Origin of the sequence: Komagataeibacter nataicola (assembly GCF_003207795.1) — a bacterium.
Taxonomy (GTDB): domain Bacteria; phylum Pseudomonadota; class Alphaproteobacteria; order Acetobacterales; family Acetobacteraceae; genus Komagataeibacter; species Komagataeibacter nataicola.
The window spans coordinates 81921-107486 of the sequence record NZ_NIRT01000011.1 but is presented as its reverse complement, the minus strand read 5'-3'; the positions used below and the strand labels follow the sequence as shown (position 1 = coordinate 107486).

Here is a 25566-nt window from a genome sequence, read left to right as displayed (position 1 = left end):
CTCGCATACAACTGCAAAAGAATGGCACGGCTTCAGGCAGCATAAGCCGGGTCAGCCTCGGCGTTATCAGCCGCAAAATGCCCAACCCGACAGGCTGCTAGGCCCATGCCTGGATGCCTTCGGCAATCCCTATCAGTGGAAATCCCAGTCCCTTGCATCATCGCAGCCCATCAACGGCATTTTCGATGATGGCTTCAAGTCGCTGGACCCGCTGGGGGAAATGCCGGGGGTAACCCCGACGAACATCACCACCAGCATGCCCCGCCTTGGGGTCAGGCTATCGGATTTCCCGGTAGCCCCTGCCCAGGGCGATGAATTCGTCATCAACGGCCAGACCTACGAGATCCTCGAGGTCCAGCCCGACAGCCATGGCGGGGCATGTCTGGAACTCAACCTGGTGGATATCAATCCCTCATGACGTTGTACCGCGTGCAGTTGCGTGATGCCGCAGTCGCAGCCCTGCAGGCTGCCAATACGCTGGCCGGATCGAACATTCTGGTCAACCACAGCCTCCCGACAGCCCTTGATAAACTGCCGGCCATTGCGGTCACGGCGCCCCGCGACCGGGCAACCTCGAACAATCGGGGGGCGACCGATTACACGCGGGTCACGACGCTCGCAATCCGTGGGCAGCTCTGCGGCGAAACGCCCGAAATAGTCGGAACGTATCTCGATGAACTGGCCGAACAGATCGAACTGGCCATCATGCAGGATCTCAACCTGCAGGGCATGATCACCCAGGTGGTCACGATCGATACCGATCAGATCATTACCAGCCAGACCCGCGAACATACTGGCGAAATCCGGTTCCTGTTCGGGCTGGAATACATCGAGGAATATCCCCCGGCCGGCACGCCCCTGACAACCCTCACCGGCCAGATGCAGGCAAACGGCAACGCCGATTTTGCCGGCATGCAGGTGCTGCCCACCCTCAACTGAGGTTCCATACATGTTTGTAAAACCCGCCCCGGGCCGCGCAGTGCGCTGGCCCGGCACGATGCGCCTGCTCAAGGCGCAGGGCGAGACCGTGCCCCAAACGGGCTTCTGGCTCCTGCTCCTGCGCAATGGCGACGTGGTGCAGTCCACACCGCCTGCCGCATCAGCCGCCGTCGTAACGGCAGCCCCTTCGCCCTCCCATCTTTCAGGTGGTGCCGCGGCAGTCCCTGAACCTGCCGAGGCCCACGCATGAGCGGCTCCATCACGGTGCCGGGCTACCCGACCAACAACCGGGTGCCCGGCTTTTATTTTGCCCTGGACAATTCCAAGGCGAATACCGCCTCCTATACCCGCCGCGTCCTGATCGTGGCCCAGACCACCACGGGCGCTGCCCTTGCTGGCACGGCGCGCCTGTCCGCAGGCATCACCGATGCCGAGGGCCTGTATGGCGTGGGCTCGCAGGCCGCGATCATGGTCGCGCAGTATTTTGCCATCGACCCGCTGGGCGAGGTCTGGGTGCTGCCGCTGGCCGATGATGCCGCATCCGTTGCCGCCAGGGGCACGGTCACCATCACTGGCCCCGCTTCCGCATCCGGCACGCTGTGCCTGTATGTGGGCGGCCAGCTCATCCCCACGCTGGTCACGGCAGGCGACACGGCGGCCACCATTGCTGAAAATGTGGTCACAGCCGCCCAGGCGGTCACCGGCCTGCCGGTCACGCTTGCGGTCGATGCCACCACGGCAGGCCAGATCAACGTCACGGCGCTGAACAGGGGCCTGTGCGGCAATGACATCCTGCTGGGCGTCAACCTGCTGGGCACCGCTGGCGGGCAGTCCCTGCCCACGGGCGTTGCCGTAACGCTGGGCCAGATGACCGGCGGCACGCAGAACCCCACCACGCTGGCCACAGCGCTGGCCGGGCTGGGTGACCGTGTCTATGACCTGTTCCTCCATCCCTACACCGACACGGCCAGCCTCGATGCCTTCAAGCAGGTGTTCAACAACACCGATGGCCGCTGGGCACCGATGGAGCAGCTCTACGGCCACGGCATCACCGCCTACAGGGGCACGTATGGCGAGGCCACGGCCTTCGGCCTGACCCAGAACGACCCGCACACCACCATCATGGCGATCTCGGACAGCCCGTCCTCCCCCATGGTCTGGGCTGCCCAGATCGGCGCACAGGTGGCGGCCAGCATCCGCATCAACCCGGCCCTGCCGGTCACGGGCGTTGCCCTGACGGTCATGCCGCCCACCGATGCCGGGCGCTTCACCCTGCCCCAGCGCAACAGCCTGCTGTGGGATGGTATGAGCACGTTTACGGTGGATGACAGCGGCACGGTCAATATCGAGCGCCTGCTCACCACCTATCAGGAAAACGCCGAGGGCGTGCCCGATAACAGCTACCTCGACATCGAGACGCTGATGACCGCCATGATCTGCCTGCAGGACATGCGCATCTTCCTCGCCTCGATGTTCGGCGGCTTCATCCTCGTGGCCGACGGCACCCGGATTTCGGCCGGTGCCAAGGCCACCACAGCCCAGCTGATCGGCAAGGCCTGCGTGTCGCGATACCGCTGGCAGTGCAGCCAGTACTGGGCGCAGAACGCCGATACCTTTGCCGTCAAGCTGCAGGCGCAGAATCAGGGCGGCGGCCAGGTATTCCTGCTCATGCCCTATGACTTCGCCAACCAGCTCTGGGTCATTGCTGGCAACTGCCAGTTCGTCAAATCGTAAGGAGCCGCCATGTCCGCAACCGTCTATCGCGGGCCGCTTGGCGGCACCGCAACCCTTACCGTCAACGGTATCGAGTTCAATGTCGTAGGCGAAGGCCAGTGGCAGGCCTCGGGTGATGTCAATGAAACCGCCAAGGGCCAGAGCGCGGTCGAAGGCTTCACCGCCATGCCCGGCGAAGGCTTCATCCAGGCCACCTGCCGTGACCGCCGGGACTTTGCCGTCAGCTCCCTGCAGGGCGCATCGGGCCTGACCGTCGTGCTGGTCAATGCCAACGGCAAGGTCATTACGGCCAATAATGCCTGGCAGACCGAACGCATCGCCGTGAACACGCAGGAAGGCACCTTCGAACTGCATGTCGAAAGCGATTCCGTAACCGAGGACACCGTCTCGTGACCCAGCATCATCACAGGCAGCCGACCGATGAAGAAGTTCTGGCTGCGATTATTCCGGTCAGGGACGAAATGGTAGGGGAAGATGACGGGGAGAAAGTCCTCATCATCGATCTCGAGCCGCCGCTTGAGGTCAGGAAGGCCGGGACGTTCACGGAGCTGAGCCTGCACGAGCCCAACGTGTACCAGACCCTGTGCGCGGCGCAGGCCATGGGCCGGCAGATGACGCCTGAATCGGTCTACAATTCCCAGATCGGCCTCGTAGCCCGCATCTCGGGCATGCCGGAAGTGGCGGTCATCGAGCTGCCCACCACGGTGCTCGACCGCGCGGTCATGTTCGTGACCGACTTCGAGGAACGCAACCGCCGCAAGCCCGATGAACTGCCGGACACCTCGCCGTCCCTGACTTTAATTTTCGAGGACCCGATCGAGGCCACCGGCCGCACCTTCTCCGACATGGAACTGCGCGAGCCCACGGTGCGGGAACGCCGGATCATGAAGGCTGCGGAAGCCAAGGGCACGCCGGCAGCCTTCCTCGAGGCCGAGATCGCCATGCTCGAGGCGGTCAGCGAATGGCCCAAGGCGGCTATCCTGAAAATGCCGATCAGCAAATTCGCGCAGGGCGCGGATTACCTGACCGGTTTTTTTTATTCTGGCCCGGCAAATGGGAACGTCTAGGCGCTGACCTCTGCCGGTTTTTCTCCGGCTGGTCCCGCCGTGATGTGGAAAACCTGACCGGCACCGAGATGATCGCCGAGATCGAGAAAGCCAACGTGATCGCGGCGGAAGACAAGCGGGAGGCCGAACGTGCCCAACGCCGGCGTTAAATTCGTTATCAGCGCGGCAGACCGGGCCAGCCAGACCATCCAGCGGATCAATACCCGCATCGCCCAGATGCAGGCTCCCGTCCGCCGCGTGCAGGCTGCCCTTGGCCGCTTCTCCAGCCTCTCGGGCCTGTCACGGCTGAACAACGGGATCGTGGGCGTAGGGCGATCAGCCGTTGGTGCCTTCCGCTCCCTCGGCCAGATCGTGCCAGTGCTGGGCACGCTGACAGGCGCTGCCAGCGTGGCAGGCGTGTACCGCCTTGCCAGCGCCTGGGCACAGGTCGGCACCGACCTGCGCACGACTTCGCGCACCATGGGCATGGCCCCACAAAGGCTGCAGGCCATGCAGAACGCGGCGAAGCTGGCGGGCGGCTCGGCAGAGTCCATGACCGGCGCGCTCCAGCAGTTATCCCAGACCAGCTGGGCGGCCCTCCATAATCAGGACCCTGTCGCAGTCGCCCAGTTCAAGGCCATTGGCATACACGCAGAGGATCTGGAAAAACTCAGTCCTGACAAACTGTTCCAGCGTGTCGCCGCACGCCTGCGCGAAATCCGCAACCCCGCTGCGCAGGCCGTTGCTGCCACAACCCTCTTTGGTGGCGCGGCGCAGGGCCTCATGCCGATCTTCCAGCAGACCGCGCGCGAGTTCGAGAACAATCTCAAGCTGGCTGAACGCTACGGCGTGATGAACCAGAACGGCGTGGATGCCGCCAACCGCCTGCGCCAGGCGCAGCAGCGGCTCGGGCTGGCGGTGGAGGGCTTTGGCAACAGCCTGGCCGAATCACTCGAGCCCGCCATCCGTCCCGTCATCGAGGGGATGGCTGACTGGATCGCCGCCAACCGGACATGGATCGCCCAGGACATTACCGGTTACGTGCGCCAGTTCATCACCTGGCTGCGTGCTGGCGGATGGAACCAGATCAAGGGCGATGTGGCTGGCGTCTATCATGCGGTAACAGGCGTAGTGAATGCGCTCGGGGGCTGGAAGGCTGTAGGAATAGACGTTGTTCGTGTGATGGAGCTCATGATCGAGGCAAGGATCCTCGGGGGCTTCCTCCAGCTGACAACAAATATTCTTGGGGTTGTTGGTGCCCTGCGTGCGGTCGTGCCCGCAGCCAGAGCTGCCACAGCCGCCACGTCGGTGACAGCCAGTGCTGGCGCTGCAGGTCAGGCCGCTGTTGCTGGAAAGCTTGGGGCTGGGCGTCTTCTTATGCGCGCAGGCGTACCGCTGGCAGTAGGTTATGCAGCCTATCGGACCATCCGAGCGACGGACCCTGACAATAACCTACGCTCGATGCCCGATCGCTACATTCCCGGGTTTTCGCATCTAGACAATGCCGCGTGGTGGCTTTCGGGCGGCATGGTTGGCCGGAATTATGGCCAGCAACGCAAGATCTCCAATCAGGAAGACACGAAAAATGCCTATGCATTCTTTCGTTCCCGTGGTTGGACCGGAGCCAACTCAGCCGGGATTGTCGCCAACCTTGTGCAGGAAAGCGGGATGGACCCGCATCTGTCAGGCGATAATGGGCAGGCCTATGGCATCGGCCAGTGGCATGCTGACCGGCAGGCCCTGTTCAAGCGCCTGTATGGTCACGACATCCATCAGTCGAACCTTGATGAACAGCTCAAGTTTTTCGACTACGAGCTGAACACCACGGAAAGCAGGGGCGGCGACCTGCTCCGGCGCATGCGCAGCCCTGCGGCATCGGCCGCTGTCGTCTCAGGTTACGTGGAACGCCCCCGGGATCAGCTGGGTGAAATGGTCCGCCGGGGCCAGCTCGCCAACCAGCTGGCCGGGCAGTACTTCTCCGGCACCGACATGTCCGTCCCATCCGGTGCGGCAACGCAGGCGCTCGCTCCGCTCAAGCAGGAACTGACCGTACATCTCGAGGCCGCCCCGGGCATAAAAGGCCGCGTCAAGAGCGCCTCGCCCGGTGTCCGGACCGTCAACCGCACATCAGGCAGCATCCCGGTCCAGCAGGCCATGCCGACCGATCTGACCCCCGTAGGAAACTGATATGTCCGGCACGCTCTCAACCCTTGCAGGAGAATACCTGCAGGGGTCGTTTCGTGGCATCCCGTTCGTGGTCGTGGGCAGCGGTGGCAGCAACGGTCGCAATTTTCAGGTCCATCGTTACCCCTTCCGTGACAAGGTCTGGGCCGAGGATCTGGGGCGCGCGCCCCGCAGCTATCGTATCCGTGCCTTCCTGATTGGCCCGGAATGCCTTGCGCAGCGCGACCTGCTGATCACGGCAGCCGAGACAAATGGCCCCGGCCTTCTGGTGCATCCCACTATCGGCGTCATCCAGGCGGCGCTCCTGCGCTTCGAATGGTATGAGCGCGATGGCGTCATGGGGGTGGTGGATGTCGAGATGGAGCTGGTCGAGGCCAGTTCCTACCTGTCCTCCACCATCATGCTGGCCCTGCATGCCGCCGTCGGGGTTGCCGCTGTAGCGTTTGGCTCGGCCATCTCGTCTGATTACGCCGCCACCACGCTCACCCCCTACAGCTACGGCGCAACCGTGCTGCATGCCGGGCGCGGTGTGGCGTCGGACTGGGGCGGCCGGGCCAACAGCGCCATCCGCTCGCCCAGGGCTTTTGCCGGGGCCATGGCAGCCCTGCCCGGCAATAACGGGCGGTATGCCAGCGGCAGCGGGGCTGTGGTGGATGACAGCGCCACGGTGGGCACCATCCTTGCCGGGCTGACAGCCAGCAGTCAGGTCGTGAGTGGAAACGTATCGGCGCTCGATGGGGCCGCCGATGCCGACACGCTGGCGACAGCCATCATGGCCGTCCCTGAATCCGTCCGCTCGGCCATTGCTGATCCGGCAGCGCAGATCGCGGTGCTCCTGCCACTGGCCACCTACAGCCCATCGGTCGTGGCCTCGGGCGCACCGATCGGCGGCGCGATTGCAACAGCACAGACCGCCACCGCAACGCTGTGCAGGCAGGCCGCGCTGCTCTCGCTGGCCTACGCCCTGGCGGACTGGCAGCCCGCCACGTCGGATGAGGCGCAGGCCATGCGCGCGCGCATCGGCGCCATGCTGGATGATGAGGCAGTGATTGCGGCGGATAGCGGCGATGACGCTACCTTTCAGGCCCTGCGCAACCTGCGCGCCCAGGTGCTGCAGGACCTGGCCGACCGCGCGGCCCGGCTACCCGATCTGGTGACTGTCACCCGCAACGCGCCCCTGCCCGCGCTGGTGCTGGCCCAGCAGGTCTATGCCAACGGCTCCCGCGCGCCCGACCTGATCCAGCGTGCCGACCCCATCCATCCGGCATTCATGCCCACCAGTTTCGAGGCCCTGTCATCATGAGCGGTGCATTATCGGCCGTGTCGGACTTTCTCGGGTGGAACAATTCCCCGTCCGATGAGGTCTCGATCGTCGTCAAATCCGGCTCGACCGCGCGCCAGATCACCAACTGGACCTCTGCCGTGCTCCGGCTGGGCATCGAGATCATGCCATGGACCGCGTCCCTTGGCATGACGTCCGCCCGCGCCTCGGCCGTGGGGGCCTCGAGCCTCAACCCCGGTGATACGTGCCAAGTCTATATCGGCAGCGTGCTCGTGTTTACCGGCTACGTCATCACGGTTGTAGAGGACATCGGCCCCGAGGATCACATGATCGAGGTGCAGATCGCCTCCAAAAGCGTGGATCTGGTCGAATGCGCGGCCGAGTTCTCGACCTTCCAGATGAACAGCACCAACGCGCTGGCCATCGCCCGCAAGGTCTGCCAGTTCGCGGGCATCGATGTGATCTCCATCAACGGCGCGGGCAATACCGATATCCTCGCCTTCTCCGTTATCCTGACGGAAACCGCTTACGAGGTGATCGAGCGGTTGTCGCGGCTGGCGGCCGTGCTGTTCTATGACCGGCCGGATGGCAACATCTGCATGTCAGGCGTGGGCACATCCCGCGCCGCCAGCGGCTTCGTGCTGGGGCAGAACATCGAGCACCTGCAGACCGTGCGCAGCCTTGGCGGCCGCTACTCGAAGGTGACGGCCGTCTGCCAGGGCACGGTGTCGCTGTTCACCGACCCGAACGAGAACGCCCTCGACAGCCAGATGGGTGTGCTGACGGTTGGTGTGGAGGCGACCGATCCGGGCGTGCCCCGCATCCGCAACATGCTGATCCCGGTCGAGAACGGCGATCAGGATTACGCCGTCACCCGCCAGCGCGTGCAGTGGGAGGTCAACCGCCGCATTGGCCGCGCCTATCCCATCTCGCTCACATGCGACAGCTGGCGCGACCAGGCCGGGCAGATCTGGCTTCCGAACACGCTGGCACCCGTTACCGCGGCCGACGGCATGCAGCAGGACATGCTGATCGGGGAACTGACCCTGCGCCAGACGGTCGATGACGGCACGCATGCCGACGTGGTGCTTATGCCTCCCGCGGCCTATTCGCCCGAGCCCCTGCTCAATCCGGTTCTGGCTGACAAATTCATTCAGGCCCTGACCAGCGATCAGAACAGCACGGATGGCTCGATCCAGACCGAGGATCTGCCACCACAGGATACCGCCTCATGACTTCTGCATTCGTCCGCACGGCCCGCCGCGTCATGATGGCGGTGGGTATCGGCCGCCAGACGGCCGACACGAACGAACAGGTCAGCACGCCCACGCTGCAGGCGGCACTGGCGGCTGGCGAGCTGCGGTCCGACCTGCCCATGGTTCAGGAATACGGACTGGCCAGCAGACCTGTGCCGGGGTCGGACGTGGTTGTCGTCTTTCTGGGGGGCGACCGCACGCGCGGCGTCGTCGTCGCCACGGGCGACCAGCGCGGCAGGCCGAAAGACCTGCAGCCCGGCGACGTCTGCCTCTTCCACCCCAGAACCGGCAGCAGGATCTGGCTCAAGGAGGATGGTTCGATCGCCATCATTCCCGCCAACGGCAAGACGGCCCTGACCGGCGACCTGACGGCCACCGGCACCATCACCGGCAATGAGGTCGTGGCGCAGGGCATCAAGCTTTCCACCCACCCGCATGGCGGCGTCACGGCGGGCAGCGGCAAGTCGGGTGCGCCCGAGGCCAGCTAGGCCGCAGAATACAGGCTTTCTCCATGGATATCGCAATCACCTGGAACGTCCGCGAGGCACGCGGCGACTGGCCCATTGTGTCCGGTGACCTCGCACTCGACAACCCGCTGCGCTCGGCCGTCATGGTCTCCCTGTTCACCGATCGCGTGGCGCCAGAACAGCCCTCCTCGGCCGACATGGCGGCAGGCATCCAGTCGCCCACGGGCGCGCCGGGGTCTGCCGGGGCCGACCGGCGCGGCTGGTGGGGCGACGCCTTTGGCGACCTGCCCATCGGCTCCCGCCTGTGGCAGCTCAGACGCGCGGTGATGGTGGGCACCCGGGCCATCCCGCGCGAGATCGAGAGCATCTGCACCGAGGCCCTGCAATGGCTGGTCGATGATGGCGTGGTCCGCTCGCTCGCGGTCAGCGCGTGGTGGAGCGCCACCATCCCCACCATGGCGGAGTTCTCCGTCACCCTCACCCAGCCGGGCAACAGCACGCCCCAAACCTTTACCTTCTCATGGGCCTGGGAGGGCCTGACCTGATATGGCCTATCCACGCCCCACCCTGTCGCAGCTGCGCCAGCAGGCCCTGCAGGATGTCGTGAGCGGTGGCATTCCCGGCGTCGTGGCCGTGCTGCGCTTCTCCGTGCTGTATGTGCTGGCCATGGTGCTGGCCGGGCTGGCGTGGCTGCATTACGGCTATATCGACTGGGTTTCCCTGCAATCCGTGCCGTGGACGGCTACGGATGAATATCTCGCCGCATGGGGCGCGCTCAAGGGCGTGTACCGCAAGGGGGCCACGGCCGCGACCGGCACGGCCACCTTCCCGGCCACCGGCGCCAGCACCATCCCCGCAGGCACGCAGTTCGCGCTCCAGGGCGGCGTGCTGGCCACGGCCTCGGCCGAGAGTGTCACGGCCGATGGCCAGACCGTGGTCGACTGGACCGCCAGCAGCACCGGCAGCGCGGGCGTCACGCTGGGCACCATCGTCACCCTGTCCAGCCCGGTGCCCGGCATCCAGACCAGTGGCACGGTCACGGGGGTAACGGTCAGCGGCGCCGACATCGAGAACGAGGACGATTTCCGCACCCGCGTGATGGACGCGTTCCAGGCGCAGGGGCAGGACGGCAAGCAGGCGGATTACGTGGACTGGGCCGAGGCCGTGACCGGCGTCACCCGCGCCTGGTGCGTGGGCAACGGCTTCGGCGCGGGCACGGTGGTGGTTTATGTCATGCTCGATGAGGCCAATGCCGCCACCGGTGGCTTCCCCGTTGGCACCGACGGCACGGCGGCGGGTGATCCCCGCTACACCACGGCCACGGGCGACCAGCTGACCGTGGCCAACGCCATTCAGGCCGAGCGGCCCGTCACGGCGCTGGTCATTACCTGCGCTCCCATCGCCCAGCCGGTGGACTTCGTCATCACGGATCTCGGCACGGGCGACACCACGGCCAATCATGCCGCCATCAAGACCGCGCTGGCCGACATGTTCCGGCGCGTATCCGCCCCCGGTGGCACCATCAACCCCAATGACTGGCAGGAGGCCATCGCCGCCATCGGGCTGGACAGCTTCGAGGTCAAATCCCCGACCGATCCCGTAGTCGGTGCGAATCAGGGTTCCATGCCCGTACTGGGCACGGTGAGCGGCGCGGATGGTGTGGCATGGTAGCGCCCATCTTTTCGGTTGCGGATTTCCGCACCGCCCTGCTCAACCTGCTGCCGCGCGGGCGCATCTGGTCGCGTGACCCCGATACCATGCCCTACCAGATCTCGGGCGTGTGGGCGCCCACCTTCCAGCGCAGCGGGCAGTCGGCTGGCGAGCTGATCGGCGACGCCTTCCCCTCCACGACGGCCAACCTGCTGCCGGAATGGGAGGCAACCCTCGGCCTGCCCGATCCCTGCGCGGGCGAGAGCCCTACGGTGGAGCTGCGCCGCGCGCAGGTCGTGGCCCGGCTGACCGATAATGGCGGGGCTTCGATCGCGTATTTCGAGCAGTTTGCCGCCACTCTTGGTTACGACATCACCATCACCGAGTTCGCGCCCAGCCGCTTTGGCCGCAAGTTCGGCACGCCCTTCGGCGGCGATGCCTGGGCGCATACGTGGCAGGTCAATGCCCCGCAGTTTACCGTCACGCCCCTGCGCTTTGGCAATGCTTTTGGCGAGCCCTTTGCCACATGGGGCAGCACGGTCCTGCAATGCGAGCTGACCGCGCGCAAACCCGCCCACACCATCCTGATATTCAACTACAGCGAAGGATAGCTGTTCGATGGACCTCATCATCGGCACCGGCACTGTCACCGAGGCCAACCGCGACACGATGCCCGCTACCGGCACGCCCGGCTGGGCCACGGATGGCAACCCGGCGGCCACCATCCCCGCCACCGATTTCCCGGCCGCGCACTATAATATGGTCATGGCGGAGATCATCCAGCCCATCCTTGACGCGGGCCTGATGCTGGACCCGGCCAACTGGGGGCAGCTCTCAGCGGCCATCAAGGCCCTGGCCAAACAGGCCGCCTCGGGCGCCGTGCTCGGCTCGCCCGGCGTGCTGGCTACAGGCGACGTGGCAGGCAGCGTGCTCTATTATTCCGCTGCCCTCAAGGGGCCAGCTTTTACCTACGGCACAACCACGGTCGGCCTGCTGACCGCGACCGCGCTCGACGGCTACATCACCAGCGGTGCCCTGACCACGGCGCTGAATGGTTACCTGCCCCTAGACGGCGGCAAGGTTACAGGTGAGGTCGATTTCGCAGTCGCGCCAACTGTTCCTGACGCGGCCGCTGCGCAAAATCCGGTCACCCTCGGCCAGTTGCAGGCAATGAACTTCATTGCCAATGCACTGATTGGCGTTACGTCAATCACATCCAGCCTCACATTCACCCGGAACGCCGCGACAAAATGGCTGCACATCCGCGCATGCGGCGGTGGCGGCGGGGGTGGGGGTGCTCCTTATACAGATGGCAATGACCAGGCATCCGGCGGTGGTGGCCTGTCGGGACAATATATAGAATTCTGGATCACTGCCGATGATTTTGGTGACTCAGTGGACATCGTAATCGGCGCTGGTGGTACGGCCCCCTCGAGCGCAGCGGGGGGCAACGGCGGGACTACCACAATAGGCTCACTGGTTACGCTACTTGGCGGTGGGGGCGGTTTTGGCGGGTCATGGGGATCTGTCGGAGAAATCCTCCCGCAATACTCAACGGATGCCCCTCCTGCTCCGGCCAAGGGTATCGTGGTGCTTTCCCGTCCAACAACGGCCGGACGATCGCCAATGATTACGTTCAGTAAATCTAACGGAAAATCTGGAGATGGAGGAGATACCCCTCTTGGGACTGGTGGCCCCGGTACTAATTTGAAGAACGCTGGTATCGACGGCACTGGTTACGGTTCTGGGGGAGGCGGTGCAAGCGTGGGATACAATCAGTCCGTAGGACAGGCGGGCGGCCTGGGAATGCCCGGCGTGGTGATTATTGAGGAATACGCATAATGGCGCGCTATCTGATCTGCCTGAGCGCCGCATCGGGCGACAAACCGGCAAATTATGTGGTCAATACGATAGAATGGGACGGTAAGGCAGCCTTCACGCTACCCGCCAGCACCGTGTTGATTGAGGACGCGGACAGCATCTACCAGCCCGGCGATACCTACGGTGTGACGCCCGCGCGTTCGGTGCCGGTCAACCCTGCCGCCACGGTACCTCTCGCCACGCAGGCGCAGAACGCCCTGACCGCCGCCGCATCTGCCACATGGCAGGCCTACGGCATGTATGGGGCCAGCACGCCCGCCGATGTCGTGACCTATCTCACCGCCCTGCGGGCCATCGCCAACGGCACGGATACGACCAGCACGGCATTACCTGCCGTCCCGGCGGACCTGAATGGTACTGCAACGGCTGCCACCACGACCTGACCCGCCCGTACACCCCGCACCTGCCCGACCGCCCGATGAGGCGGTTTTTTATTGCCTGGAAATCTGATGTTCATTCTGTGGAGAGTGCTGGGGTTCGGTGATGATCCCCAGCTGCGCGACCGGCTGGTCCGCGTCGAGACCAAGGTCGAATCAACCGAGACCGACCTGCGCGCCCTGCGCGGCGAGGTGCGTGACCTGTCGACCGAGATGCGCGAATGCATGGGCCAGCTCATCGGGGGCATGAAAGCCCTTCGCCAGATCGGGGCAGCCATCGTCGGCCTGATCACCGTGATCGGCACCATCGCCGCCGCCCTGTTCGCCTATCCGCCCTTCTGCGACTGGTTCGGCCAGCTCCTGCACGGTGGGCATCCATGACCCCAGGCAATGCCCCGAACAAGGAACCTGACGCCATGAGCCAACTCCCGCGCGGCATCCGCAACAACAACCCCGGCAATCTCGACTACGTGGGCCAGCCCGGCGCGCATCTGGAAACCGGCGTGCCCTGCCCCCGCTTTGCCGCCTTCCCCACCATGGCGGATGGCATCCGCGCGCTGCGCGACCAGTTGCTGCGCTATGGGGAGCGGGGGCTGACCACGGTGCGTGCCATCATATCGGTGTATGCGCCCGCCAGCGAGAACCCCACCGGGGCCTATATTTACGCCCTGTGCAGCCGTATGGGCGTGCAGCCCGATACCGTGCTGGACCTGCACGATACGGCTACCCAGCGGGCGCTGATCGCGGGCATTGCAACAATGGAGAACGGGCCGGGCCATCTCGGCCTGCCCCAGATCGACCAGGCGCTGCACGCGGCGCCTGCCGTGCCCCAGCCTGCCGAGGCCTGACATGGACCCTTTCTCGCTCCTGCAGGATGTACTGTCGATGCTCCCCGCGCAGTATGCCGGGGATGTCGTGGTCATCGTGTCGTTCCTGATCTCGACCTGCGCCCTGATCGCGCGGTTCTGGCGACCGCCTGACCCCACCTCGAAATGGGTGCTGGTCTGGACCGTGGTCACCGCCATCGCCCAGGCGCGCGGGTGGAACCTGCCTGCCTACCAGCCGGGCAAGAAGGCGGCGATGGTCCCCGCAACGGTTCCGCGCAGCGCGGTCGAGCAGCGCCTCGATGTGCCGCCCGGCTCCACGCGCCCTGGCAAGCCGCCCGCACGCGCTTCCCCGCCCGGCTGACTGGCCGGTCCCGGCTCAGTCATCCTGATCCCCCAACCGCCTTTGAGGCGGTTTTTTTGTATGGAGACGCCACTCATGGCTGACGATAACACCACCGCCGCCATCCCTGCCCTCGAGACCCTGATCGAGACCGCGCTGGGCAAGAAAGACACGGCCACCGCGCAGGCCGACATCCAGCTGGCAGGCACCCTGCTGCAGACGCTGATCCCCGTGATCGTGGCCCGCGCCGCGCCCAACCTCGACCTGGCGGGCATCGATGCCGCCGTGACGAAGATCCTCACCGGCATCACCGACCTGAAAACGGCAATCGAGACCACGCCTGCCACGGCCAGCGCGACCCCGGCCGCAGCGCCTGCCCCGGAAAAGGTCGAGGCCCCGCGCCCGATGGTGCCGGGGCAGCCTGTGCGCTGATCTGTCAACCGGATAGGCCCGGTCTGTAAACCGGCCGCCGGGCTTCCTGCGCCCCTCCACCTGTAAACTGGTCCACCTGCATCACACGAAAAACGCCGGTTTCCTGCGGTGTTGTGGTGCGGGTGGGCTATTTTCATATCCAGACTGGAAAACTCGTCCATGACCCAGCGTGTCAACCTCGTGGCCGTCGATGGCGGCCGCCGCCGTTTCCTCGGCAGGGCATTCATGTCTGCCGCCGCGATTGCTGCTGCCGCCGCCCTGCCCGCCTGCACGGTCACGAAAAATGGTGAGGTCACTACCCTCACACTCAACGTGGCAGCCATCAAGGATTACGGGCAGGCAGGCCTCAATGCCGTCTCGACCATCCTCAGCATCGCGGCCCTGGCCAGCGCCATCGGCGCGCCGACCGTGGCGATCATCAATGCAGGCGATACCGCCCTGGGCGCGGCCCTGAACGCCTTTTCCTCGGCGGCCGGATCCACGCTCACCATCACCTATGATGACACGAACTGGAAAAGCCGGGTGGATAGCGTGCTGTCGGCTCTGGGCACTGTAGAGAGTGACCTGAGTGCTGCCATCACCGGGGTGGAGACCAAGATCGCCAGCACCGACCTTTCCAACGCCAACACCGCCCTGAGCGCGCTGGGCACCATCGTGTCCGCCTTCAAGGGGCTGCTGGATAGCGTGGCCGTGCGGCGCCCTGTCGGGGCAATGACTAGCGCCACGCCTGCCCCCTCGCAGGCACAGGTGCAGCAGGCGCTCAAGGTGCTGGGGGTAACGGCATGACGCCCGCCGGAATCTTCTTCCTCTGGGCTGCCAGCACCATTGGTGGCGTGCTGGCGGGTTTCATCCTGCTGGCCTATCTGGCGAGCAGTTCACGATGACGCCCTTCATGGAGGGCGTCATCTCCGGTGCGGGCGGCGTTGTCGTCCTCATCGGCTTGCTGGTCACGATCCCGCTTAAGCTGCATGCGTTTTATGTGGCTGCACAATTTCGAGATCATGATCTTAAATAAAAATTATTATGTTGAAAAATTAAGTGATATTATGATCGTCATCGTTTGGTTGAGGTACCTGTTTATCTTCGCCCTCAATATCTGATTGATCTATAACTTCACTGCCATATCGATTCTGCATTTTAGCTCTTTCCCAAACTTTTTTTATAGATGTGTCAGATAACCCATCTATATCTGAAATATTCCCATTTGTATTTATAGTGTAAGTTTCTTTATCTGTCATTGTAATTCCACCAATCACCTTCCCATCCGCTAATATAGCTGCACTCTTGTTTCCCGTCGTCATCCGAATATTTAATTTAACCATATGCGATGTCTCCAATAACTTTTTATGCAACTTCCATTACTTGGACAACAGTCTGTCGACCAAGAGCATGCAGCGCTGCTTCGACGCGACCGATCTTGCTTTCATGCAACAGATCACGCAAGCGGCGCACTGAGGATTCAGCCACGCCCAGTCGACGCGCCAACTCTACATTGCTGATCTTGTTTTCCAGCATGGCCGTATGGAGCGCCAACTTGGCCGCTTCCAGCATAGGCACATAAACCAGCGGGCGACCATTGGCCGCTGGTGGAACTGGCACCTCTGCACCGTCATCCACATAGACGGACAGTGACGTGACCAGCAGGTCCTGGGCCTCGCGCAGTGCTTCCTCCCGGGTTGTCCCATCAGTTGCCCCTGGCAGCCCCTCGAATGAAGCCGTGATGGTGCCGTCCGGGTTGGTCTCCAGATCGACCGGATAAGCGTAAAGCATCCTCATACCTCCAGATCGGTTTCGGTCAGCCCGAGATCCTTGAGGATCTTGCGGAACGTCCCGGTGGCAATGTCACCGCGATGGTTTGAAACCACCGTCGGCTTGCCGTTCAGCCGCACCACGATGTGCGACCCCTTCCCCTTACGTTCGGTCATGTCCCAGCCATTTTTGTTGGCGAGGCGGCGGAGACGGGCAAGGAGGTCAGCGGCTTTCATGTCCACAATATCGCGCACATATGCGCGAATGTCAACGGAAATCGCTCACAAATGAACGAGAAACATCGCCAGCTTGCGAATCTGCGCAAGCTCGGCTGCCGTCCTGCGCAGACGCGGGCGGGCCAGCCTTCCATGTCGACCATGCACGGTTTCATGGCCCGGCAGGCTCCTGTCCGGCTGGACCGCAGCCATATCGATCCTGCCCCGCTGCTGCTCGGCAATGACGAACTGGGCGACTGCACCTCGGCCGGGATCGGCAATCATATCCGCGCCACGTCCGTCCTGAACGGGTTCCAGACCGACATCACCACGCCGCAGGCCGTGGCGTTCTATTCCCGCTCCACCGGCTACATGCCGGGCAGCCCGGCCACGGATCGGGGCGGTGTAGAAGTCGATGTGCTGACCACCGCGCTGCGCGATGGGTATGCCGTAACCAACCAGACCCTGTTCCCCCTCTGGGGTAGCGCGGATCCGGGTGACCTGAACGGGGTGCGCAATGTCATGGCCGGACTGTCGGCAGCCTATCTCGGTGTGCAGCTGGCCGACGCTGATCTGTGGGAGGACGAGAACGGCGCGCTGGCTCCGGTGTGGGATACCGATACCCCGGCCGGACACGGCGACCCGAACCCCAACCCCGCGAACGGCCACTGCCTGCTGGGCTGGGATTATACCGGCACGGACGATACTGACATCGTGACCCTGCTCACCTGGGGCACCACGCAGCGCGCCACCTGGCGATGGGTGCGCTCGCGCATCATGGAAGCCCATGCGCTCGCCTGGCGCCAGCTCATGCCCGCCACGGCTCAGGCACCCAGCCAGTCAGACTGGGAGGCGCTGGTCGCGGCCAATGATGCGTATCTGCGGGGTGTGGCATAAGCCGTCACCACGCCTTCACCTCCATGATGTCCTCGAGGCGCGTCGTGTAGGCTGGCGAGAGCAGGCTCTGCCGGGCGCGCCATGTCCGGTCCAGCCCGGTGGACAGCGGCCTCAACGTGCCCCGGCCATAGCGCCCGTTCACCGCATCAAGCGCATCCATGAGCCGGGATGACTTCACCGGGTCACGGGTCTGGAACAGGCCAGCCTGCAGCCCGGCTGGGCACAGGCCATCCAGCATCACGCCCGCCTTGAAATACCGATACCCTGGCTTCCAGATCTTGCGCAGGAGCCGGAGCGCCTCGGTGATCAGCACCAGCGTGTCGCAAGTCGGCTCGATGCCGCATGACTGCTGGTTGGCATACCAGCTCGTATCTTTCTGATGCGGGTTGGTCTGGATGAACACGGTCAGGAACGACGCGGTCATTCCCTCTGCCCGCAGCTTTTCCGCTGCCGTGGTAGCGTAATGGGAGACGGCCTCGCGCAGGTCGGTCCAGTTATCGACCAGGCGCCCGAAGGTGCGGGTGCAGGCCAGCCCCTTGCGCGGGGCCGCGACCTCGGACAGCGGCAGGCAGGACTGCCCGCGCAGTTCGGACTGGACCCGGGCACCGACCACAGTCAGCATGTCCCGCGCGGCGCGGCTGTCCATGGCCACGAAATCGGCAATCGTCTGGATCCCGGCGCGCTGGAGCCGCTCGGCAATGCGGCGGCCGATGCCCCATACTTCCCCGATGGGTAATTCACGATAGACGGCCTGCCGGTCGGCCTCGCGATCCAGGTCGCACACACCATCCAGTTCAGGCCGGTCCTTGGCAATCCCGTTGGCCAGCTTGGCGATGGTCTTGGTCGGCCCCCAGCCGATACAGGTCGGAATCTTCGCTACGGCACGCACCTCGTGGCGCAACTGGCGGCAGAAAGTCGGTAGGTCATAGGGCAGCCCGGACAGGTCGAGAAACATCTCATCGATCGAATAGGGCTCGACCCTCGGCACCCGGCTTTCGAGCACCTGATACATCCTGCGGCTCATGTCGGCATAAAGCGGGTAATTGCTGGAATACCAGCGCACGCCCTTCAGTTCGGGCCGCCGCCTGACCAGGTGCCAAGCCTCCCCCATTTTGATGCCCAGCCGCTTGGCCTCTTTTGTCCGCGCGATGGCGCAGCCGTCATTGTTGCTCAGCACCACGACCGGCACCGCACGGATGCTGGCCTCGAACACGCGCTGGCATGAGCAGTAGAAGGAATTCGCGTCGATTAGACCATAGACCGGCATGGCCTAGACCTGCGTGCGGACCAGCGCCGCGACCACGGCCCAGACCTCGGAATCATGCGCCGGGTCCAGCCGATGCATTTGGGCGTCCTGCCCCTTACCCGAGCGAAGCCACCAGCCGCCGCCCTGCCGGGTGATCTCGCAAACGATGGTCTGATCCTGCCAGCGCGCCACGACCACGCAGCCAGACTGTGGCCGGGCTGCTGTGTCCACGATCAGGATATCTCCATGCAGGATGCCGCGCGCGGCCAGCGCATCCCCCACTACGCGGACGGGGTAGCGGTTGGGGCGCTGCAGGTCGAGAGCAGCGCTCAGGTCAATTGGCCCCTCGGTGCTGTCAGACGCAGGGGAGGCAAAGCCCGTGGTCCTGTCTCCTGCATACGCACCTGACATGATTCGCCCATCCCTCTCAAATATGAAATGAACGTAACATGAACAAGCCAAACGGTGTCAAGTTTGTTCTCGTAATGTTTTGCTGCATGGTGCTTTCTGCCTGCGCAATCCATCCCGCGAGGATCTCCACCACCATCCCGCAGGCCATGGCAGGCATCCAGTCCAGCCTGGCGCAGGCTGGGGTGGTGTCGGTATCGCATGCAGGTGACTGGACGGCGGAGCAGGATGCCCGGTTCACGCGCGCCGTGCGCGCCGCCCAGTGCAGCCAGCATACGCCCGACCCGGTGGTGGGCACGATTGCGGGTGACGTGACGTTACAGCTCTCCGGCCAGTTCACGCAGGGCGGTCAGTTCAGCGTGGGAGCGATTACGACTGCACCTACATTCGGGATGCAGGCGGATACCAACCGGACACACGGGCAGACGATCAGCCTGCCGGTGGCCTATGCGCCGCTGTCGTCCATGCCGGATGTGGAGATGGGCAGGCAGCTTGGCTATGAGGCGTCCATGTTCGCGCAGAACGATGATGCCCGGCATGCTGAGGCCAAGCGACTGATTGCCGACCGCCAGGAACTGCGTGGGAGGGTGGAGGCAATGATTGATAACTGGTCCATAAAGGAGTGTTTTGAACCTATCCCGGTCGCCCCACTCGTAGGAAACCCGAATCGACGTCGACGATAACGAATCGTGAAATGTCTCTCTGGTCCACTGGACCAGAATTACATGCACGAATCGTTGCCACGTTTAATTTATTGGCGGCTTTATTGATGGAATGTCCCTGATTTTGCGGGGGTAATGTGTTTTGGTAAGGGAGAGGTCGACAGTTCAATCCTGTCCAGCAGCACCATCATTTCCTTACATTTTTTATCAGCACGGTTCCCTGCTGCTCTGGTCCACGGGATCTGATGAGCACCGATAGGGCGGCCATGGCCCTGCTCAGCCCGTCCGGAGCCATGATGCCCGTAAACGCGCCCGATCATCCCGGCGCTGCTCCCTGCAAATCTGGCGACCATCTCGCGCAGACATGGCGAAGCGTATGACCGGCCCTGCGCATGCCACGAGACGCAGGCCCACACCGCGAGAACTCTTCCCGCCCTGGTGCGTTATTATTTCGGTACACGAGATGGTTTCGAAACAACGCATTGATAAAAAGAATAAAAGTTTCTGAACGCTGCCTTTTTCCAAAAAGACGGCGTTCATTAAAGCTTTTTGAAAAAATATTCACCACAAACGCCCTTCCGTTTGCAGGATGTTTCGGGCGCATGCTTTTCAGGCCGCTTTCACAAACCGGTTTGTGTCGGCATCACACACCTGTTCACGCCACACAGGGCCTGCACGGGGCCAGACATTTGACAGAGGCAATATGAATATACCCGTAGCCGCCCGTTTTACCGCCCTACGGCACCGCCTGCACCTGTGGCAGGCTATGGCACTTGTGGCGGGGCTGGCTGGCCTCAGCGGGCTTTCAGGGTGTGGTTATACGGATTCACGCGCCGCCCATCGCGCGCAGATGACCATGATCGGCATGAACAGCACGGATGTGCAGTCCTGCGTGGGCATTCCCGACAAGACCAAGAAAATCAGCGATACGGTGCAGATTTTTGAATATTCCCGCACCCTGAATATTCCCTCCACCAATGATTCGACGCTGATCCCGCTCCAGTCGGTCGTCAACCTGACCGAAACGACACTCGGCGGCGCAGGCAAGACCTGCATTGCCGATATCCGCTTTGAAAACGACAGGGTCACCCAGGTGCATTATAGCGGCGATGATGATGAAATGATGGGGACGGACGGCGTGTGCTCCATCGTAACCCGCGGCTGCGTGCGCCAGCCGGTCCCGTCCATGCGGCATGTGAAGACAGGAGTCTTCGGCCCCGTCTCCGCCTTTCACTCGCCCAGGCTCGACGCGCAGCCTGCCCCTCCGCCGACACCTGTTACGCCCGCACCGGCAAGCGCAAAATAAAAGTTTCCGGGTGCCGAATTTTTTCGAAAAGGCCGCATCTTCTGAAGCTTGTTGGAAAAACTTCACCAAAACTTTTATAATTTCAGGATATTAAAGCCTGACTTTTCAAACAGCCCCTTATAATCAGGAAGTCATCTCAAGCGGCAGTGCCGCAATATCCGCAGGCGGCCCCGCCAGCATGCAGGCAACGCCGGTCGTGCTGTCAACAAGCATGCGGATCTCGACCGGCCCTTCCGGCCCGAACAGGTCGGATGTCACTTCATAAGCCGGGCGCAGCGGCGCATCCTGCCCCGCATCATGGCGCACCACCTCGGTCATGATGCGGCCAAGGGCGCGCTCCAGTCCGTCCATCACGCGCGAGGGCGCAAGACGTGGCTGCTCGCCCGCCCCCATGCAATGTAGTTCCAGCAACCGCGCCCATGAGGCCGTGGGGATGAACAGCGGCATGCGCGAGCCATCATTATGCCGCTCCGCATGCATGATGCGCCGCGTATTGGCCAGGCCAATCACATCCACGCGCGGCAGGTCATCGCCAATGCGCGCGGCTACGGTGCGGGGCGTGTCGTCACTCACAGCGTAACCCCTTCAAAACGCCTGGGCAGCTTGAGGATATCCTGCGAGGACAGCGCCGAGGAGACAAAGAAACCCTGGATGCGCTCGGGTTTGAGCGCCGTGACGAGTTCAAACTGCTCGCGGTTTTCAACACCCTCGACCGTGACTTCCATGTTGAACCCCTGCCCCATGTCGATCAGGCTGGACAGGACCATGCAGGCATCGGGGTTGCCCACGATGTTCGCCACCATGCTCTGGTCGATCTTGACCTGTGAGAACGGCAGCTCACGCAAATGGTTCAGCACCGTGATGCCCTTGCCAAAATTATCGAGCGCGATCCGGAAACCCGCCCGCGCCAGTTCACGCAGGTTGCGGATGCCCTGCTCCGCCCGGCGGCCATGCAGCATGGCTTCCGTCACCTCAAGCACGAAGTTCTCAGGCGACATGTTGAAGCGCCGCAGCGATTCCTCAAGCTCGCGCTGGTAGTCATCGCGGATCAGGTCCATGCGCGAGAGGTTGATGGCAAGCTGGCGCGCGGGCTGGCCCTGTTCGTTCCACATGCACACATCGCGCCGGAAAGCCTCGATCATGCGCGGGCCCATCGCCTGGGCTAGGCCGGCATCGGTAAACACGTCGGAGAAGTCTTCCGCCGCGAGCAGCCCGCGCTCGGGGTGCTGCCAGCGCAGCAGCGCCTCGATCTGGTCCACTTCCATCGTCTTGCAGTTCACGATCGGCTGGTAATAGACCTCGAACTGGTTGCGCTCGACCCCGCACCGCGCCTCGCTGAGAATGGAGACACGCGCCTGCGCGCGTTCGCGCAGGTTCTTGGTGAACATCTGCGACTGCTTGCCGCCCGCGCGCTTGGCGGCATACATCGCCATGTCGGCATTTTTCTGCACGTCTTCCATCGTGTCGGTGCCATCTAGCAGCACGGCGCCGATGCTGCCCGCAACGCTCACCGTGACCGTCTCGATATCGATGGGGCGCTCAAGGATGGCCTGCAGGCGGTCCATGTACCGCTCAAGCGATACATCCTCGAGCGTGCGGTGCAGGATGACGGCAAACTCGTCGCCACCAAGCCTGCTGACCGGATCATCGGGATGGGTCAGTTCAATCAGCCGCGAGGCGATGGCGCGCAGCACGATGTCACCCGCATGGTGGCCATGCACGTCATTGATCTGCTTGAAGCCATCAAGGTCGAACATGGCGAGCGCGGGGTGCGCGGTCATGCCCGGCTCGCGGCAGCGCGCGATCTCATCGGCCAGGGCGGTGTTGAAGCCACCACGGTTGAGCAGGCCGGTCAGGGTATCGGTCTCGGCGAGTTCACACAGCCGGTCGCGCGTGTTCATGAGTTCGGTAATCTCGAACCGGCTGGCCACATACCCTGTAATCGTGCCCTGCCGGTCGATCTTGGGGATGATGGTGGTGGCCACCCAGTACAGCGACCCATCCTTGGCGCGGTTGCAGATATTGCCGCGCCACAACTGCCCCGCCTTGATGGTGCGGTACAGATCGCGGAAGAAATCGGTATCATGATAGCCGGAATTGACGATCCGGTGCGTAGACCCCACCAGTTCCTCACGCGAGTACTGGCTTATCTCGCAGAAGCGGTCATTCACGTAGGTGATGACCCCCTCGCTATCCGTAATCGCGACAATCAGGACATTATCAACCAGATCAGCCCAGAAATCCGCATCCTGATGCGTCAGGGCCCGCAGCCGATCATCGTGTTGCAATGCCATGTCCCCGCCTGGAATCCGTAATGAAAAACAAACTGTTATGCTTCATGAACTCAAACCGCCCCCCGCGCATGGCGCTGGCAACGCCAGCCTTGCGGGGCGCCGCATGCTCTACGCCGTGGTTGGAATAAGGAACGAGCCACGCTCCTGACGCTCGCGGAACCATTTTTCCAGGTCCGCCGGGGGCAGTGGCCTGGAGAAAAGATAGCCCTGCATCACATCGCAATGCAATTCCTCCAGCAGGCGCCACTGCTGCTCGGTCTCCACGCCTTCGGTCACCACCGTCATGCCCAGCCGCGAGCCGATGCCGATCACCGCCATGGTCACGGCCTGGGCGTTGGTGTCATGCTCGAAATCGTTGATGAAACTGCGGTCGATCTTGATCTCGGTCAGTGGCAGGCGGGTCAGCCGCGAGAGCGATGAATAGCCGGTGCCGAAATCATCCATCGACAGCCCGACATCGAGCCTGCGGATGGCATGCAGCACCTCCTCGGTCTCGCTGCTGCTGTCCATCATCACGCTCTCGGTTATTTCCACCGTCAGGCGGTCCGGCGTCAGGCCATGGTGCTTGAGCAGATTGGCGATGTGCTCGGGCAGGCCGCGATTGCGGAAATGCACGGCGGAAAGGTTGACCGCCACGGTCGGCACCCGCACGCCGTCGCGATCCCACTTCACCATCTGGCTGCATGCTTCCTCAAGCGACCAGCGGCCAATGGCCTCGATCTGCCCGGTCTCCTCCGCCACCGCGATAAAGCGGGAAGGATAGATGTTGCCCAGCGTGGGGTGGTGCCAGCGCGAGAGCGCCTCCACGCCATAAAGCCCGCCGGTCATGGTCTCGACCTGCGGCTGGTAATGCAGGTTGAGCATGCCCTTGGAGAGGGAATCGCGCAGCGCCGAGCCAAGCACCAGCCGGTCCTGCGCCACCTGGTTCTTTTCATGGCCCGCGAAGCGGTACAGGCCGCGCCCGTCATCCTTGGCCTGCCGGGTGGCGGCATCGGCATGGCTGAGCAGCGATTCGCTGTCCGGCCCGTTGGCGGGGAAGGTGCTGATGCCAACGCAGCACGATATGCTGAGCGTGTTCTCGCCCACCTGCAACGGTTTGGCGATGGCGTTAATCAGGTTCTCGGCAAACTTCTCGGCCCGCTCATGCGAACATTCGGGCACGACAATGATGAACTCGTCACCACCGGAGCGGCTGACAATGTATTCATCCTTGACCAGATGGCGGATGCGGCGGCCGATCTCGATAAGGAAGCGGTCGGCATTCACATGGCCAAGCGCGTCGTTGATATCGCGGAAACGATCGATATCGACCATGAACAGCGAGAACTGGCTGTCACCGCCACGCATGATAAGGCGCTCGATGATGTTATGCAGCGAGGTGCGGTTGAGCAGCCCGGTCAGGCTGTCGAAATTGGAAAGCTGGGCGATATGCTGGCGCGTCTCGCTCTGCTCGATGGCCAGCGCGCAGAAAGGCATGCTGGTCGAGACCACGCGCTGCGCCCATGCCAGATCGGACTCATCACCGCGCAGGTACAGCGCGAACACGCCCATGACCTGCCCCGTGCGCGAGACGATGGCGGACGAACAGCACCGCTCCAGCCCGAGCGAGCGGGCAAGGGAGGCATAGCCATCCCACACCACGGTATTGCTGGCCGCGGGGTTGGCGCGCAGCGTTTCAAGCTGTTCGGGGGTGAGTTCCATGCTGTCGAGTGCGGCCCGGTAGCGCCGGGGCATGGAGGGCGAGGCACTGACCGAAAGCTTGCGCGAGCGGTCGATCAGCATCAGCGCACCAACCGCGCCAGGCACGAAACTGTCCACCCGGCGGCACAGGAGGTCGCCCACTTCCTGTATGCTCATGTCGGAGGCGAGGGCCTGGAGCACGTCATTCTGCAACACCAGGATCTTGCGCTGGCGGCTGGGTTCGGTCACGTCCTTCATCACGGCGATGTAGTAGATCTTGCCGCAATCACTCACCTGCACGCGCGAGATGGACAGCTCGCCACAGACATGGTCGCCATTGGCACGGCGGAATTCGACCTCGCGCGAGGTGCCGACAATCCGGCCCTCGCCGGTTTCGCGGTTGCGGTTGATGTAGCCGTCATGGCTGGCGCGCTCGGGTTCGGGCACGAGGCAGCTGACATTGTGGCCCACGACATCCGCGCGCGACCGGCCCCATATCTTCTCGGCCGCCGCGTTGAAGAAGATGATGAGGTTGTGCTCATCAATCACGACCATGGGGTCAATGGCCTGCTCCATCGCAGAAAGCAGGACATCGGCGCTAATCTTCGGCTGATCCACCGTAAACTCCAGAACATCGGCACGACCAACCGCGCCATGTGAGATCATTTTTCTGGCCTGGGCAGGCATCCGCCCG

General features: G+C 63.4%; 33 protein-coding genes. 25 read left to right on the top strand and 8 right to left on the bottom strand.

Annotated features, from left to right (window positions below):
* The 21 genes from CDI09_RS08465 to CDI09_RS18820 all read left to right on the top strand — a co-directional run.
* On the top strand, window positions 1-418 hold a 418-nt coding region (locus CDI09_RS08465), incomplete at its 5' end, for a head-tail joining protein (RefSeq protein WP_249034011.1).
* Complete coding sequence (locus CDI09_RS08460) at window positions 415-939, top strand: hypothetical protein (protein WP_078526137.1); 525 nt, start codon at window positions 415-417, stop codon at window positions 937-939. The genes CDI09_RS08465 and CDI09_RS08460, both read left to right, overlap by 4 nt.
* Before the next feature lie 10 nt (window positions 940-949).
* Window positions 950-1189 carry a DUF2635 domain-containing protein gene (locus CDI09_RS08455; protein ID WP_078526135.1) on the top strand — a complete coding sequence of 80 codons (240 nt, stop codon included), beginning with the start codon at window positions 950-952 and terminating at the stop codon, window positions 1187-1189.
* Entirely contained in the window at window positions 1186-2673 is a 1488-nt protein-coding gene (locus CDI09_RS08450; RefSeq protein WP_078526133.1) for a phage tail sheath subtilisin-like domain-containing protein, read from the top strand. Before CDI09_RS08455 ends, CDI09_RS08450 begins: the two co-directional genes overlap by 4 nt.
* A gap of 9 nt (window positions 2674-2682) precedes the next feature.
* Window positions 2683-3066 (top strand): phage tail tube protein, encoded by a 384-nt coding sequence (locus CDI09_RS08445; RefSeq protein WP_078526131.1) that lies wholly within the window; start codon window positions 2683-2685, stop codon window positions 3064-3066.
* Window positions 3063-3740 carry a phage tail assembly protein gene (locus tag CDI09_RS08440; RefSeq protein WP_249034010.1) on the top strand — a complete coding sequence of 226 codons (678 nt, stop codon included), beginning with the start codon at window positions 3063-3065 and terminating at the stop codon, window positions 3738-3740. The genes CDI09_RS08445 and CDI09_RS08440 overlap by 4 nt, the downstream gene beginning before the upstream one ends.
* A 129-nt stretch (window positions 3741-3869) precedes the next feature.
* Entirely contained in the window at window positions 3870-5906 is a 2037-nt protein-coding gene (locus tag CDI09_RS08435; RefSeq protein WP_078526127.1) for a phage tail tip lysozyme, read from the top strand.
* Window position 5907: 1 nt separating this feature from the next.
* Window positions 5908-7206 carry a DNA circularization protein gene (locus CDI09_RS08430; RefSeq protein ID WP_078526125.1) on the top strand — a complete coding sequence of 433 codons (1299 nt, stop codon included), beginning with the start codon at window positions 5908-5910 and terminating at the stop codon, window positions 7204-7206.
* A complete protein-coding gene (locus CDI09_RS08425) occupies window positions 7203-8420 on the top strand; it encodes a phage baseplate assembly protein (protein WP_078526123.1) in 1218 nt (405 codons plus the stop codon). Before CDI09_RS08430 ends, CDI09_RS08425 begins: the two co-directional genes overlap by 4 nt.
* Entirely contained in the window at window positions 8417-8929 is a 513-nt protein-coding gene (locus tag CDI09_RS08420) for a phage baseplate assembly protein (RefSeq protein WP_078526121.1), read from the top strand. The genes CDI09_RS08425 and CDI09_RS08420 overlap by 4 nt, the downstream gene beginning before the upstream one ends.
* A 23-nt stretch (window positions 8930-8952) precedes the next feature.
* Complete coding sequence (locus CDI09_RS08415) at window positions 8953-9453, top strand: phage GP46 family protein (protein WP_078526119.1); 501 nt, start codon at window positions 8953-8955, stop codon at window positions 9451-9453.
* A 1-nt stretch (window position 9454) separates the two neighbouring features.
* Window positions 9455-10579, top strand: coding sequence for a baseplate J/gp47 family protein (locus tag CDI09_RS08410; RefSeq protein WP_078526117.1), 1125 nt, complete (start codon window positions 9455-9457; stop codon window positions 10577-10579).
* Entirely contained in the window at window positions 10573-11169 is a 597-nt protein-coding gene (locus CDI09_RS08405; RefSeq protein ID WP_078526115.1) for a YmfQ family protein, read from the top strand. The genes CDI09_RS08410 and CDI09_RS08405 overlap by 7 nt, the downstream gene beginning before the upstream one ends.
* A gap of 7 nt (window positions 11170-11176) precedes the next feature.
* Window positions 11177-12400 (top strand): glycine-rich domain-containing protein, encoded by a 1224-nt coding sequence (locus CDI09_RS18550; protein ID WP_236944473.1) that lies wholly within the window; start codon window positions 11177-11179, stop codon window positions 12398-12400.
* The gene (locus CDI09_RS18440) at window positions 12400-12822 is read left to right on the top strand and encodes a hypothetical protein (protein WP_205836592.1); all 423 of its coding nucleotides are present in this window, start codon (window positions 12400-12402) and stop codon (window positions 12820-12822) included. The genes CDI09_RS18550 and CDI09_RS18440 overlap by 1 nt, the downstream gene beginning before the upstream one ends.
* Window positions 12823-12873: 51 nt before the next feature.
* Entirely contained in the window at window positions 12874-13197 is a 324-nt protein-coding gene (locus CDI09_RS08390) for a hypothetical protein (protein ID WP_236944472.1), read from the top strand.
* Between the two features lie 35 nt (window positions 13198-13232).
* Window positions 13233-13664, top strand: coding sequence for a structural protein (locus CDI09_RS08385; RefSeq protein ID WP_236944471.1), 432 nt, complete (start codon window positions 13233-13235; stop codon window positions 13662-13664).
* A 1-nt stretch (window position 13665) separates the two neighbouring features.
* Complete coding sequence (locus CDI09_RS08380) at window positions 13666-14004, top strand: hypothetical protein (protein WP_078526109.1); 339 nt, start codon at window positions 13666-13668, stop codon at window positions 14002-14004.
* Between the two features lie 75 nt (window positions 14005-14079).
* Complete coding sequence (locus tag CDI09_RS08375) at window positions 14080-14415, top strand: hypothetical protein (protein ID WP_236944470.1); 336 nt, start codon at window positions 14080-14082, stop codon at window positions 14413-14415.
* Window positions 14416-14574: 159 nt separating this feature from the next.
* Window positions 14575-15201 carry a hypothetical protein gene (locus CDI09_RS08370; protein WP_078526105.1) on the top strand — a complete coding sequence of 209 codons (627 nt, stop codon included), beginning with the start codon at window positions 14575-14577 and terminating at the stop codon, window positions 15199-15201.
* A gap of 106 nt (window positions 15202-15307) precedes the next feature.
* On the top strand, window positions 15308-15430 hold the full coding sequence (locus CDI09_RS18820) for a hypothetical protein (RefSeq protein WP_282956655.1): 123 nt from the start codon (window positions 15308-15310) through the stop codon (window positions 15428-15430).
* Between the two features lie 19 nt (window positions 15431-15449).
* Here the strand turns inward: CDI09_RS18820 and CDI09_RS17580 are convergent, their stop codons facing one another.
* Genes CDI09_RS17580 through CDI09_RS08360 form a run of 3 tightly spaced genes read right to left on the bottom strand, consistent with a single transcriptional unit; the run spans window position 15450 to window position 16400 of the window.
* A complete protein-coding gene (locus tag CDI09_RS17580) occupies window positions 15450-15737 on the bottom strand; it encodes a hypothetical protein (RefSeq protein WP_146220826.1) in 288 nt (95 codons plus the stop codon).
* Between the two features lie 22 nt (window positions 15738-15759).
* Complete coding sequence (locus CDI09_RS08365; protein ID WP_078526104.1) at window positions 15760-16185, bottom strand: type II toxin-antitoxin system HicB family antitoxin; 426 nt, start codon at window positions 16183-16185, stop codon at window positions 15760-15762.
* A gap of 2 nt (window positions 16186-16187) precedes the next feature.
* Window positions 16188-16400 carry a type II toxin-antitoxin system HicA family toxin gene (locus CDI09_RS08360; RefSeq protein ID WP_110571252.1) on the bottom strand — a complete coding sequence of 71 codons (213 nt, stop codon included), beginning with the start codon at window positions 16398-16400 and terminating at the stop codon, window positions 16188-16190.
* 132 nt (window positions 16401-16532) lie between these two features.
* On the opposite strand from CDI09_RS08360, the gene CDI09_RS08355 reads away from it, so the two are divergent.
* Window positions 16533-17276, top strand: a complete 744-nt coding sequence (locus tag CDI09_RS08355; protein WP_078527987.1) for a hypothetical protein — start codon at window positions 16533-16535, stop codon at window positions 17274-17276.
* Window positions 17277-17280: 4 nt separating this feature from the next.
* Here CDI09_RS08355 and CDI09_RS08350 read toward each other — a convergent pair whose 3' ends face one another.
* Together CDI09_RS08350 and CDI09_RS08345 are read right to left on the bottom strand one after the other, a co-directional pair.
* Entirely contained in the window at window positions 17281-18543 is a 1263-nt protein-coding gene (locus CDI09_RS08350) for a Y-family DNA polymerase (RefSeq protein ID WP_078526101.1), read from the bottom strand.
* Between the two features lie 3 nt (window positions 18544-18546).
* Window positions 18547-18933, bottom strand: coding sequence for a LexA family protein (locus tag CDI09_RS08345; RefSeq protein WP_078526099.1), 387 nt, complete (start codon window positions 18931-18933; stop codon window positions 18547-18549).
* Between the two features lie 86 nt (window positions 18934-19019).
* On the opposite strand from CDI09_RS08345, the gene CDI09_RS08340 reads away from it, so the two are divergent.
* The 3 genes from CDI09_RS08340 to CDI09_RS08330 all read left to right on the top strand — a co-directional run bounded on the left by CDI09_RS08340 (window position 19020) and on the right by CDI09_RS08330 (window position 20898).
* A complete protein-coding gene (locus CDI09_RS08340; RefSeq protein WP_408884492.1) occupies window positions 19020-19613 on the top strand; it encodes a hypothetical protein in 594 nt (197 codons plus the stop codon).
* A gap of 224 nt (window positions 19614-19837) precedes the next feature.
* Window positions 19838-19972 carry a hypothetical protein gene (locus CDI09_RS18815; RefSeq protein WP_257788362.1) on the top strand — a complete coding sequence of 45 codons (135 nt, stop codon included), beginning with the start codon at window positions 19838-19840 and terminating at the stop codon, window positions 19970-19972.
* A gap of 323 nt (window positions 19973-20295) precedes the next feature.
* Window positions 20296-20898 (top strand): hypothetical protein, encoded by a 603-nt coding sequence (locus tag CDI09_RS08330; protein WP_236944469.1) that lies wholly within the window; start codon window positions 20296-20298, stop codon window positions 20896-20898.
* Between the two features lie 123 nt (window positions 20899-21021).
* Here CDI09_RS08330 and CDI09_RS08325 read toward each other — a convergent pair whose 3' ends face one another.
* From CDI09_RS08325 to CDI09_RS08315, 3 genes are all read right to left on the bottom strand, one after another.
* Complete coding sequence (locus CDI09_RS08325; protein WP_078526094.1) at window positions 21022-21471, bottom strand: hypothetical protein; 450 nt, start codon at window positions 21469-21471, stop codon at window positions 21022-21024.
* Complete coding sequence (locus CDI09_RS08320; protein ID WP_078526093.1) at window positions 21468-23192, bottom strand: putative bifunctional diguanylate cyclase/phosphodiesterase; 1725 nt, start codon at window positions 23190-23192, stop codon at window positions 21468-21470. Before CDI09_RS08320 ends, CDI09_RS08325 begins: the two co-directional genes overlap by 4 nt.
* Window positions 23193-23300: 108 nt before the next feature.
* The gene (locus CDI09_RS08315) at window positions 23301-25538 is read right to left on the bottom strand and encodes an EAL domain-containing protein (protein WP_078527985.1); all 2238 of its coding nucleotides are present in this window, start codon (window positions 25536-25538) and stop codon (window positions 23301-23303) included.
* Window positions 25539-25566 lie beyond the last annotated feature (28 nt).